Source organism: Kitasatospora sp. NBC_00315 (assembly GCF_041435095.1).
Lineage (GTDB): Bacteria > Actinomycetota > Actinomycetes > Streptomycetales > Streptomycetaceae > Kitasatospora.
The window spans coordinates 99,517-111,591 of sequence record NZ_CP108025.1; the positions used below are offsets into that span (position 1 = coordinate 99,517).

The 12,075-nt window shown below is 70.1% G+C and carries 11 protein-coding genes; 2 read left to right on the top strand and 9 right to left on the bottom strand.

All coding sequences use genetic code 11. From position 1 onward, the window contains the following. Positions 1 to 15: 15 nt before the first annotated feature. The 9 genes from OG823_RS00470 to OG823_RS00510 form a co-directional block, all read right to left on the bottom strand. Positions 16 to 924 carry a carbohydrate ABC transporter permease gene (locus tag OG823_RS00470; RefSeq protein ID WP_371476460.1) on the bottom strand — a complete coding sequence of 303 codons (909 nt, stop codon included), beginning with the start codon at positions 922 to 924 and terminating at the stop codon, positions 16 to 18. A gap of 3 nt (positions 925 to 927) precedes the next feature. After that, positions 928 to 1,920 carry a carbohydrate ABC transporter permease gene (locus tag OG823_RS00475; RefSeq protein ID WP_371476461.1) on the bottom strand — a complete coding sequence of 331 codons (993 nt, stop codon included), beginning with the start codon at positions 1,918 to 1,920 and terminating at the stop codon, positions 928 to 930. 111 nt (positions 1,921 to 2,031) lie between these two features. Beyond that, positions 2,032 to 3,324 (bottom strand): extracellular solute-binding protein, encoded by a 1,293-nt coding sequence (locus tag OG823_RS00480; protein WP_371476463.1) that lies wholly within the window; start codon positions 3,322 to 3,324, stop codon positions 2,032 to 2,034. A gap of 95 nt (positions 3,325 to 3,419) precedes the next feature. Continuing rightward, complete coding sequence (locus OG823_RS00485) at positions 3,420 to 4,487, bottom strand: LacI family DNA-binding transcriptional regulator (RefSeq protein WP_371476464.1); 1,068 nt, start codon at positions 4,485 to 4,487, stop codon at positions 3,420 to 3,422. Positions 4,488 to 4,590: 103 nt separating this feature from the next. After that, the gene (locus OG823_RS00490; RefSeq protein WP_371476466.1) at positions 4,591 to 4,884 is read right to left on the bottom strand and encodes a hypothetical protein; all 294 of its coding nucleotides are present in this window, start codon (positions 4,882 to 4,884) and stop codon (positions 4,591 to 4,593) included. A gap of 227 nt (positions 4,885 to 5,111) precedes the next feature. Next, positions 5,112 to 6,134, bottom strand: coding sequence for a LacI family DNA-binding transcriptional regulator (locus OG823_RS00495; protein WP_371476468.1), 1,023 nt, complete (start codon positions 6,132 to 6,134; stop codon positions 5,112 to 5,114). A gap of 72 nt (positions 6,135 to 6,206) precedes the next feature. Beyond that, on the bottom strand, positions 6,207 to 7,043 hold the full coding sequence (locus tag OG823_RS00500; protein WP_371476469.1) for an ATP-binding cassette domain-containing protein: 837 nt from the start codon (positions 7,041 to 7,043) through the stop codon (positions 6,207 to 6,209). Then, positions 7,043 to 8,038: an ABC transporter permease gene (locus OG823_RS00505; RefSeq protein WP_371476471.1), complete on the bottom strand. Its 996-nt coding sequence runs from the start codon at positions 8,036 to 8,038 to the stop codon at positions 7,043 to 7,045. Before OG823_RS00505 ends, OG823_RS00500 begins: the two co-directional genes overlap by 1 nt. A 125-nt stretch (positions 8,039 to 8,163) precedes the next feature. Continuing rightward, positions 8,164 to 9,129, bottom strand: a complete 966-nt coding sequence (locus OG823_RS00510; protein WP_371484258.1) for a sugar ABC transporter substrate-binding protein — start codon at positions 9,127 to 9,129, stop codon at positions 8,164 to 8,166. A 331-nt stretch (positions 9,130 to 9,460) separates the two neighbouring features. On the opposite strand from OG823_RS00510, the gene OG823_RS00515 reads away from it, so the two are divergent. Both OG823_RS00515 and OG823_RS00520 read left to right on the top strand, forming a co-directional pair. After that, complete coding sequence (locus tag OG823_RS00515) at positions 9,461 to 10,426, top strand: carbohydrate kinase (RefSeq protein ID WP_371476473.1); 966 nt, start codon at positions 9,461 to 9,463, stop codon at positions 10,424 to 10,426. A 268-nt stretch (positions 10,427 to 10,694) separates the two neighbouring features. Beyond that, positions 10,695 to 10,988 carry a putative quinol monooxygenase gene (locus tag OG823_RS00520; protein WP_371476474.1) on the top strand — a complete coding sequence of 98 codons (294 nt, stop codon included), beginning with the start codon at positions 10,695 to 10,697 and terminating at the stop codon, positions 10,986 to 10,988. Positions 10,989 to 12,075 lie beyond the last annotated feature (1,087 nt).

Genomic DNA, 12,075 nt, shown 5'->3' on the forward strand with positions numbered 1-12,075 from the left:
GTGGCGGCGGCGGGGTCAGCCCTTGACGCCGCTCGCGGCAACGCTGCTGACGAAGGCCCGCTGGAAGGCGAGGAAGACCAGGAGCACCGGGATGGTGATCATTGAGGCGTACGCCATGACCTCGCCCCAGGCGGTGGTGTCCTGGAAGAAGTACTGCATGCCGACCATGACCGGGCGCAGTTTCTCGTCCTGGACGACCATCGAAGGCCACAGGTACTGGTTCCAGGCCGGCAGGAAGGTCAGGATCGCGACCGTTGCGAAGGCGGGGCCCGACAGCGGGACGACGATGCGGCGGTAGATGGTGAACCAGCCGGCGCCGTCGATTCTGGCGGCCTCATCCAGCGAGGTGGGGATGGTCGAGAAGTACTGGGCGAACAGGAAGATGGAGAAGCCGTTCGCCACGAACGGGATGATCTGCACCTTGTAGCTGTCGAGCCAGCCGATGTCGTAGACCAGGCTGCCGTCCTGGAAGAGCAGCGTGGGCAGGTGCGCGACCCAGTAGACCATCGGCACGGCGATCGTCTCGAACGGGACGATGAGGGTGGCGATGACCAGCATCAGGACGAGTCTGCGGCCCTTCCAGCGCAGCCGGGAGAGCGCGAAACCTGCCATCGAGTTGACGACCAGGCCGAGACCGACGATCAGCACGGTCACCAGGATCGAGTTGAACAGGAAACGGCCCACGGGGACGCGGGCGAAGACGCCCCTGTAGTTGTCCAGGCTGATGTGGCCGGACGGGAGGAAGGCGCGCCAGCTGTCGGTGTCGGAGAGGATCTGCCCGTCCGGCTTCAGGCTGGAGACGAACATGAAGACCAGCGGGAAGAGGAAGAAGAGGGCCAGGCCGGTCAGTACCAGGTAGGACCAGACGCGGCGGCGGCGGCGCAGCTGCCGTTGCGCGTGTGGGATGTCGTGGGATCGGGCCATGGTTCAGTCCTTGTCGCGGGTGAGGAAGCGCTGCACCAGCGCGATGATCAGCACGATGACGAAGAAGATCAGCGAGAGCGCGGAGCCGTAGCCGATCTGCTGCTGGCTGTAGCCGACCCGCACCGCGTGGTAGACCAGGGTGGTGGTCGAGTCGACGGGTCCGCCCTGCGTCATGACGTCGATCTGCACGAAGAGGCCGAGGGCGGCGATCGTGATGGTGATCAGGACGAAGACCCTGGTCGACCGCAGGCAGGGCCAGGTGACGTTCTTGAACTGCTGCCAGGTCCCCGCGCCGTCCATGCGGGCCGCTTCGTAGAGCTCCTGGGGGATGGTCTGCAGTCCGGAGAGCCAGATCAGCATGTGGAAGCCGACGGCCTGCCAGATCGAGAGCACGATGATCGCGCCGAGGGCGGTGTTCGGGTTGTTCAGCCAGGCCGTGCCCTGCCAGGCGCCGAACGTGACCGAGTTGATGAAGGAGTTCACCAGCCCGTTGCCCTGGTACATGAACTTCCACAGAATCGACACCACGACGATCGAGGTGACGACGGGGATGAAGAAGATCACGCGGAACGCGGTCACGCCCCGGATCTTCTGGTTGACCAACAGGGCCAGGAAGAGCCCGAAGCCGGCCTGGACCGGGACGACCACGGCGGCGAAGGCGAAGGTGTTGATCAGTGAGTGGAAGAAGCTCGGGTCGATGGTGAAGGCCCGGACGAAGTTGTCCCAGCCCACGAACCTGGTGGGCTCCGGTGAGATCAGTCGCGCGTTGGTGAAGGCGAGCGCGAAGCCCAGCAGGACCGGCACTATCAGGAAACCGAGCAGGAGGAGGATCGCCGGCGCGGCCATCGCGATGCCGGCCCGGGTCTCGGCGCGGCGGGCGCGCCCGGTCGCCCGGCGGCCGGCGCGCCGCGCGGTGGCCGGAGAGTCGTTGGCGGGGGGAGCGTTCTGAGGGGCGGGGGCGGCGGAGGTGCTGTCCAGCCGATAGGTCGCCGTCATGAAGGGATGCCTTTCCGGAGCGATCGGCGCTCTGGCCGCCGGCCGCCGCCCGGTCCGCGCACGGCGGCGTCGGGCGGCGGCCGGGTCGGGGCCCCAGAAGGGGCCGACCCGTCAGCTGCCGTAGTTGTTGTTCGACGAGATGTCGCTGTCGATCGCCTGCACCGCGGTATCCAGCGTCGACTTCACGTCGGCGCCGTTCATGATGTCCTTGGCGGCCTTCTCGAAAGTGGTCGAGATCACCGGGTAACCGGGAGTGGCCGGGCGGGCGAGTGCGAACTTCTGCGACAGTTCGGCGAACTGGTGCAGGGAGCCGTTCGGCCCGAAGTACTTCGAGGCGGCGGCGGCGGTGCTGGTGGAGGGGATGACGACCTGGCTGTCGGCGAAGTCGGTCAGGTACTTGTCCTGGAAGCTGTACTGCAGGTAGGCGCGGGCGCCCTCGCTCTGCTGCGTGCCGCAGGCGGTGGAGATGCCCCACTGCCAGGAGGCGCCGCCGATCTTCGCGCCGTGGCCGAAGTCGACCGGCGGAAGTACCAGCAGATCGGACCCGACCTTCTGCAGCGCGTCCTGGGCGTTCCAGACGCCGGTGTAGCTGAGCGCCACCTTGTTGTCGATGAAGTTCTGGTTGCCGACGGGGCCGTTGTTGTTGGTCCAGCCCTTCTTGAAGGCCTGCTGGAACCAGGTGAAGAAGCGCACGGCGTCGGGGCCGTTGAGCTTGCCGTCGGCGGACTTCATCGCGGTGCGGTCGATCTCGTCGCCGCCGGCGCTCGCGAGCATCGGGGAGTAGGCGTAGGACCACCACTCGCCCTTGTCGGCGGCGCCCAGGTCGAGCGGGGTGTCGTAGCCGGCGGCCTTGAGCTTGGCGTTGACCGCGTTGAACTCGTCCAGGGTCCAGGGCTGGTCCACGGTCGGGACGCGGACTCCGGCCTCGGTCAGCACGGACTTGCGGGCGAAGATCGCCATCGCGGCGTCCCAGTACCCGGCGGAGTAGACCTCGCCCTTGTAGCGGCCCACGGCGGTCGGCAGCAGGCCGTCGATGAGCGAGGAGGGCAGGTTGAGCGGCTGGAGGTAGCCGGCCCAGGCCCAGTTCGGCATGATCGGGCCGTCCATGTCCATCAGACAGGGCAGCTTGTGTGCGGCGGCAGCCGAGGTGATCGCGTCGTTGTAGGAGCCCTGCGGGAAGTTCTGCTGGACGACCTGGTACTTGCTCTGCGAGGCGTTGAAGTCGGTGATGATCTTCTTGTAGACCGCCAGTTCGCCGGGGTTTCCGGCCGAGTGGGTCCACATGGTGATCTGGACCGGACCGCCGCCCGACGCGGACCCGTCGTGGCTCGCCTTTGCGCAGCCGGTCAGGGAGACCGAGGCGAGAAGGCCCGCCGCTGCTATGATGGACAGGGATTGACGCACGATTATGTCCCTTTCTGGGGTCGACGCCCTACGTCGGCCCCGGTGCTGGTGGCAGCTCCAACTGCCAACCAGTAAAGGTGAGTCCGCCGTCGGTCTCAGATAGAAGCTGGTTCCGACGGCGGACCCACGGAGTCCCGACGAATGATCGGGCACGGCATGAGGAGCGGGACGCCGGGCTCGGTCTCCCGCAGGCCCAGAGCGACCTCCATCGCCCAGCGCCCCATCTCGTAGTGCGGCAGTGCGACCGTGGTCAGCGGCGGGTCCAGTTCGGCGGCGACCAGTTGCTGATCGTCGTAACCCACCACCGACAGGTCTGCCGGGATGTCCAGGCCCGCACGGCGCGCGGCGGAGTAGACACCCATCGCCATACGGTCGTTGAAGCAGAAAATCGCGGTCGGCCGGCGCTCGACGGGCAGAGCGAGCAACTCTTCGGCCGCACCCCGGCCGCCGCTTGCATCCGTGGTTCCCCGCACGTGCAGCAGCGGGTCGGCGGTGATTCCCGCCTGGGCCAACGCCGAGAGGTAGCCCTCGTGACGCAAGCCGCAGGCGACGAGCCCGGTGTCTTCGAGGCCGTCGACGTAGGCGATCCTCCGGTGGCCGGCAGCGATCAGCTCCTGCGTCGCGGCCGCACCGCCGGCGCGCTCGTCCGGCACCGTCGCGGGTCGGCTGTCGCCCACGGGTCGGCAGTCGAGAAAGACCGTGGAATCCGGCAACCCGGCCGGCGCGGCCACCACCCGGTGCCACATCCGGGCATAGATCATCGCCTCCACCTGCTGCCCGACCAGGGCCGCGATCGCCTGCCGCTCCCGTTCGACGTCGTCATCGGTATCCACAAAGACGACCAAGTAGCCGTGCTCGCGGGCCAGGTCGTTCACCCCCGCCAGCATCCGCCCCGCGAACGGCGTGGTCACGATGGTGTCGGAGATCAGCCCGATCGTCCGGCTGCGCTGCGTACGAAGGCTGCGCGCAACGGAGTTGGGGGCGTAACCGATACGCACGGCGGCCTCGCGCACCCGCGCCTGCGTCTCCGGCGAGATGCGGGTGCGTGTACCGGGGGCGTCACTGAGCACCATGGAAACGGTGGCGGTGGACACCCCCGCCGCCGAGGCGACATCCGCCATGCGCACCCGTGCCATCGACGATCCCTTACTGTCCGGCTTCAACCAATGTGTTTAATCGATTAACTCGATGTTAATGAGTATGCAGTCGGCCCGATACAGCGTCAAGGCATGAAGCAGAGTGTGATCCGGACGTGATCATCCGCCGCTACCGGCAGGAAAGCCCCAGCTCGGGGACGGTGAGGACAGCACGCGAACGGTCGCGGCACGCACGACCCGCACCCCGCCGGACCTTCAGGGCAAGCGCGGTGCATGCTCTCGCCGCCGCCAGGACGCGGACCTCGCCCGGGGCGCAGGTCTCGGCGGCCATCGTGGCGCGCATCCTGGTCGGGCCGCCGCCGATCGCCGTGGTGAGGCCGTAGCGGGCGAGCAGCCGGGTCTGCACCGGGGTGTAGTGCACCTGGGGGCGGTACTGCTCCTGGAGGGGCGCGGTGTCGGCCACCGCGGGGGATCCCCTGCGGTCAGTCCGAGGCAGACGGCGGTGGCCAGGACGGCCAGCGAGGAACCGCGGGTACGTCGGGACGCGGGCATGGGAGCTCCTTCGCAGAGCTTTGGGTGGGGGTGGGCGCGATCGCGGCTCGTCGGGGCATGGCTGCGCCGAGGCACGGCGGAAAGGCGGCGGTCGCGGCGACATGGCGGGCCGTTGGTGGGGGCGGCGGTGCGGTACTGCTAGGCGGAGGGCGGAAGCTCGCCGGATCCGCGGGGGATTAGACGGGTGGGGACGGTGACGGTGCGGGCCCGGGTGCGGTCACCGTCGAGGCGGGCGAGGGCGATCTCGGCTGCGGCTGTGCCGATGACGGCCGGGTCCTGGGCGACCGTGGTGATGGCGGGTTCCAGCACCTCCGCGAACGGGAGGTCGTCGAAGGAGACGAGGGCGATGTCGCGCCGGCCGGCGCGGGCCATGCCGCGGACGGTGCCCATGGCGGCGAAGTTGTTGGCCGCGAGGATCGCGGTCGGCGGGTGTGGGCTGTGCAGCACTCGCTGGACGGCCTCGGCGGCCTCGGCCTCGGTGTGACCGTCGAGTACGAGCGAGCGGTCGTAGGGAAGGTGGGCGGCTTCGAGTGCCTCGCGGTACCCGGCGAGGCGCTCGCGGCGGGTGTAGAGGGTCACCGGGCGGTCGCCGATGAAGGCGATGCGCCGGTGCCCGCCGGTGATGAGGTGGGCGGTGCCTTCGCGGGTGCCGTCCCGGTTGGAGCTGACCACGCTGTCGGCGGTGATCCCGGTGCCGGGGCGGTCGAGGAAGACCACCGGCATCCCGCCGGTCCGGGCCGCCCGCAGGTGGGCGTGGTCGGCCGCCGCTGCGGGCACCACCATCAGCGCGCTGACCCGGCGGCCGAGGAAGGTGGTGATCAGCGCCCGTTCCCGCTCGGGGTCGTCGGCGCTGGAGCCCATCAGCAGGGTCAGCCCGCGCTCGCGCACCGCGCTCTCGATGCCGCCGGCGACGGTGCCGAAGAACGGGTTGCCCATGTCGGGGATGATCAGGCCGACGGTGCTGTCCGGGCCGCCGACGCGCATGTTGCGGGCCATCAGGTTGGGCTGGAAGCCGAGCTTCTCGACTGCCGCCATGACCTTCTCCCGGGTTGCCTCGGAGGTGGGCCCGTCGCCGTTCAGGACCCGGGAGACGGTCTTGGCGCTGACGCCGACCTCCTGGGCCACATCGTGCAGCGTCGTGCGACGGGGCGACGAGGCCATGTACCCACCGTTCGGCTTCGCCGGGCGCGGGCTCCGGTGGTGTTCAGCGGGGCCCGCGCTCGGACTGTCTGGTCAGTTGGGGCGGACTCCGGCGGCCTTGACGGCCCGGGCGTCCGCCACGACAGTACCGCCGTGCTCCTGGTCGACGCTGAGGGCGCCCGTCATGATGGCGACGACCTCGGACATCGTGTAGTCGGAGGGCTTGATCAGGGCCTCGCGCCGCCCCATCCGGTGGACGTGGATGCGGTCGGCGATCTCGAAGACGTGCGGCATGTTGTGGCTGATCAGGACGACCGGCAGCCCCTTGTCGCGGACCCGCCGGATCAGGTCGAGGACCTGTCCGGACTCCTTGACGCCGAGCGCCGCGGTGGGCTCGTCCATCACGACGACGCTGCGGGCCCACGCGACCGAGCGGGCGACGGCGACGGCCTGGCGCTGACCGCCGGAGAGGGTCTCCACCGACTGGGTGAGCGAGCGCAGGCCGATCTTGAGGTCGGCCATGTGCGCGGCGGCCTCCTCGCGCATCCGCTTCTTGTCGATCATGCGCAGGACGCTGCCGAGCGGGCCGGGCCGGCGCAGTTCGCGGCCGAGGAACATGTTGGAGGCGATGTCCATCGAGGCGGCCACCGCGAGGTCCTGGTAGACGGTCTCGATTCCGTGGGCCCGGGCGTCCTGCGGTCCGTTGAAGCGGATGACCTCGCCGTTCAGGCGGATCTCGCCCTCGTCGGGGGTGACGGCGCCGGTGAGGGCCTTGATGAGACTGGACTTGCCGGCGCCGTTGTCGCCGATGACGGCCAGGACCTCGCCGGGCAGCAGGTCGAAGTCGGCGCCGTCGATGGCCGTGACGTGGCCGTAGCGCTTGACCAGACCCCTGGCCTGGATCACGGGGATGGGAGTGGGAGCGCTCATCAGCGGGTCCTCTTCCGGGAGATCTGGTCGACGGTGACGGCGAGGATGACCAGGACGCCGGTGATCAGCGTCTGGTAGATGGATGCGACGCCCATCAGCTGGAGGCCGTTGCGGAACACGCCGACGATGAGGGCGCCGACCAGGGAGCCGAGCACGCTGCCCCGGCCGCCGAAGAGGCTGGTACCGCCGAGGACCACCGCGGTGATGCTGTCGAGGTTGTCGGTCTGTCCTGCCTGCGGGTCGCCGACTCCGGTGCGGGAGATCAGCAGCAGCGCGGCGAGGCCGTAGACCAGTCCGGCGAGCGTGTAGAGGCCGATGGTCAGGCGGCCGGTGCGGATGCCGTTGAGGCGGGCGGCCTCGGAACTGTTGCCGAGGGCGTAGACGTGCCGGCCCCAGGGTGTGCTGCTCAGCAGGTAGGCGAACACGCCGAACAGTGCGAGGGCGACGAGTGAGCCGTAGGTGACGTCGGTGCCGCCGAGCGGAAAGGTGGTGCCGAGGAACGTCAGCTCGCTGGGCAGATCGGTGACGGTCTGCTCGTTGGAGTAGATGTGGGTGAGCGCGAAGGCGACGTTCAGCATGCCGAGCGTCACGATGAACGGTGGGAGCGGGATCAGCTTCACCAGCAGACCGTTGACCAGGCCGAAGCCCGCACACACCGCCAGGCCCAGCACGATCGCCACCAGCGGCGGAACGGTCCCCTGGGCGGCCGTCCTGGCGATCACGATCGACCCGAAGGCCATCACCGCGCCGCAGGACAGGTCGATACCGGCCGTCAGGATGATCAGCGTCTGTCCCACGGCCAGCGCCCCGACGACCATCACCTGCTGGATGATCAGCGAGAAGTTGCCGCCGGAGAGGAACTGGTCTGTCGTCAGGGAGAAGAAGGCGCAGGCCAGCACGAGTGCGGCGAGCGGGCCGGCCGTCGGGGCGGCCACGAGCCGGCGCAGCGTTGTGGGCCCGGTGAGGTTCCCGTACGGGGCGGTGGATGTGGTCATGAGAGGTCCTTGCCGGTGAAGCGGATCGCGGGCGCCCGTCGGGCGGCATCGCGATGGGTGGAAGCGGTCCGGACCGGGTCGGGGCAGGAGAGCCGGACCGGACCGCTGGTTCGGGGAGGGGTAGGTCAGCCCCAGCAGTTCTCCAGGCCGTAGGAGGTGTCGCGGGCGTTGACGCCGTCCAGGGGCTTGTCGGTGATCAGGTTGACGCCGGTGTCGGTGTAACCGCTCGCCTTGGTACCGGACTTGGCGAAGGCGACGACCGCGTCGAGGCCCTGGGACGCCATCACCAGGGGGTACTGCTGGGAGGTCGCGGCGATCTTGCCGTCCTTGACGGCCTGGGTGCCGGTGCAGCCGCCGTCGACGGAGACGATCAGGACGTCCTTCTCCCGGCCCTTGGCCTTCAGGGCGGTGTAGGCGCCGAGGGCGGCGGGCTCGTTGATGGTGTAGACGACGTTGATGTCGGGGGACTTCTGCAGGCAGTTCTCCATCGCGGTCTGGCCCTTGGCCTGGTCGCCGCCGGTGTCCTGGGAGCAGACCACCGACGGGTCGCCCTCCGCGATGCCGAAGCCCTGCAGGAACCCGTCGTGGCGCAGCTGGCCGACGGCAACGCCGGGTGCGAGGTCCAGGGTTGCGATCTTCGCGGTCTTGCCCGCCATTGCGGTCTTGGCGTACTGGCCGATCAGCTGGCCGGCCTTCTTGTTGTCGGTGGCGAACAACGCGTCGGTGCCGTCCTGGGGGTCGGTCGGGCTGTCGAGGGCGATGACCAGGACGCCCTTGTCCCGGGCCTTCTTGATCGCGGGCAGGATCGCCTTGGAGTCGCTGGGGGTGATCAGGATGCCCTTGACGCCGGCGGCCACCATGTTCTCGATGGCGGCGATCTGGCCTGCGTTGTCGCCGTCGAACTTGCCGGCAGCCGTGCTGAGCGTGGCGCCGCTCTCCTGGGCGGCCTTCTGCGCGCCTTCCTTCATCTTCACGAAGAAGGGGTTGGTGTCGGTCTTGGTGATCAGGCCGACCTTGACGGCTCCGCCGGCGGAGCCGGTGTCGGTGGAGCTCTTCGAGCCGGAGCCGCACGCGGTGAGCGTGAGCGCCATGCCGCCGGCCAGGAGGGCTGCGCCGGCTCTGATCAGGGTGGGGCGGGTGGCGAGGGACATCGTGGCTCCTGGGGGGTGCGGCCCGGGGTGGTGAGGGCGTGATCGGCGGTATCGGAATGTCATCGTTGACTTATGTCAGCGTTGACATCCGCTTGGGAGAGATGATGAAGTCTGCGAGACCCGGGTCACAAGCCCCACAGGCGTAACAACTGGGTAACGCAACCGCAATCATCCCCGCTGACCTGCGGCAACAGCTCCGTGAAGTCAGCAGTCCAGATCTGGGACCGTTCGGTCCCGGCCCCCAGACCCCACTCCCCCGAAAGGCGCACCGATGGTCCAGCGCCCGATCGCTGTCCTCGGCGAGTGCGTCGCCGACGCTTTCGCCGACACCACCCAGCCCCGCCCCGGCGAGCTCGCTCTGCGCGTCCTGCCGGGCGGCGGGCCGGCCAACACCGCCGCGGCACTGGCCCGGCTCGGCACCCCCACCCGCTTCCTCGGCCGGATATCCTCCGACGCCTTCGGCGCGCTCTTCCGCGCCCACCTGGCCTCCTCCGGCGTCGACCTCGCCGGCGTCGTCGCCGCCCCCGAGCCCAGCACCCTGGCCATCGCGACCCTCGACGAGCACGGCCAGGCCCAGTACTCCTTCCACGCCGAAGCCACCGCCGACTGGCAGTGGACCGGGGCCGAACTCGCCGCCGCCCTCCCCCAGGACGCCGCCTGCCTGCACACCGGCTCCCTCGCGCTGGTGCGCACCCCCGGCGGCGAGCGCATCGAGGAACTCCTCACCCGCGCGCGCGGCAGCGCGACCGTCTCGATCGACCCCAACGTCCGCCCCCTGCTGGTCGATCCGGCCGTCTACCGGGCCCGCCTGACGCGCTGGTGCGCACTCGCCGACATCCTGCGCCTGAGTTCCGACGACCTGGACCTGCTGATGCCGGGTGTGACGCCCGAACGTGCCTGTGACGCCTGGCACCTGGCCGGGGTGCGACTGGTGGTGATCACCCTGGGCAGCCGCGGCGCGGTCGCGTCCCTCGACGGTGTCCGGGTGTTCGCTCCCGCGCCGCGGGTCGAGGTCGTGGACACCATCGGCGCCGGCGACTCGTTCACGGCGGGCCTGCTCCACCGGTTGTCCCGGGCCGGGCGCCTGGGTGGACGACTGGACGACCTGGCCGTCGACGAGGTGTCCGACGCCTGCGACTACGCGGCCCGGGTCGCCGCCCTCACCTGCTCGGTCGCCGGCCCGAACCCGCCGTGGGCGCATCAGATGGAGTCCGAGCCGGCGGCCGCACCCCGCTGACGGCCGGGCCTGCCCCGCTGACGGCGGCCCGGACCCGCCCCGGGCAGCACCGCGCCCGCCGGACAGGCCGCGACCCGCAGCCGGGCCGCTCCGCCCGGCCCACCGGACCGACGGCTGCCCGGGCCGCCGCCGCGCCGTGCCCGGACGCCCCCGGGAGCGTGCGCCGGTACGGCCGGGTATCACAAGCGGCCGGAGACCAGCCGGTCTCCGGCCCCGACACGCTGTGCGGGCGCAGCCCCCGCTGACACCCTGACGGAAAGGAAACGGCATGAACAAGACCCTGCTGGCCGAGTTCACGGTCAAGCCCGGCTTCGAGGAGCGGGTCGCCGCCCTGGTGGCGGACTTCGCCGCGACGGTCCGGGCGGAACCCGGCAACCTCGTCTTCGACGTGTTCACCAAGGAATCTGAGCCCCGCGCGTACTGGATCTTCGAGGTGTACCGGAGCGAGGCCGCCTTCGCGGAGCACATCGCCGCACCCCACGGGGGGCCGTTCAACAACCAGCTGGTGCGGATGATCGAGGAGAGCGCGTCCGTCCTGACTTTCCTGACCTCCACCGGCTGAACAGGCGCCCGGCCTGGCGCGGCGCGCTGCACCGGCCTTGACCGGGAGGATCCGTCTCCGGTCGCTCCGGTAGAGTCCGGGCCCCGCCGGGCCTCTACCGCAGGCACGCTTCGCTCCGGGCGCGCGCGAGGCGAGCGCCCAGATATTTCCGCCGCCCGCCGCCCAGGCTTGGCCGCAGAGCCGCCCCAGGGCGGCGCCATGCCCTCGTTCCCGCGCGACCCGTTCCCCTGGGCCGCCACCGCGCCGCGAGCAGGGGGTCCGGCATGCGGGCATGCGTCCTTCCCCCGCGCCGGCCAGCGGAGCGGGCGGTGACATCACGGGAGGACGGGCGTGCTGCGAGGTTCCCTCCAAGCACACCCGCCGCTCGGTGCACCCGTGCCCCCCGACGTGACAGGACACGGATTCGTCACGAGCCGTTGACGCGCCCACATCGAGGCGCAACCCGTCACCAGGATGCCAAATCGACTTGGCACCAATGCCAGAACCGTTTCGGCCGAGCATGCCGGAGCCGGGACCGGGCTAGGGCTTGTGTGATGTTGTGATCAGCCAGGGGTCGGCAAGAGATCATCGATCCAGATCATCGAGGCGCGAAGCTGGAGGCCGGCGAGGCAGCTATCGGGGGTCTTGTCGAACCGGGTGGCGATGCCTCGCCAGGCCTTCAGCTTGATGATCAGACGCTCGACGGTGGTCCTTCGGATCCCGGACCCGGTGTCCCAGGTGCTGCAGCTCCGGGGGGTCTTTCGCCGCGCGCACCTGCGGGGAAGAGCTGGGCTTCCTCGTGGGCGTTGTGCCCGGTGACCTGCTCGATCAGCCGTGCCACCGGGCGGTCGAAGTCCGGGCCCTGCGCGCCGCGAAGCGGCTGGCCCGAAGGGAGGCGCGGACCCGTGCCCCTTTTCCCTGTCGTTCCTGGGTTCTCCGCCGAACCTCTATTCCCCGGGGCAGGGTGTAGCTGGATGCGCCTGGGGCAGACGCAGCTGCGGAGGTTGACCCCGGGCCGCTGCCTGGACCGGGCGGACCCGATCCCGTACCCCCGGCTCCGCCACAGCCCGAGCCCGAGCCGTCACCCGTTCCAGGCCCGGAGCCGCGG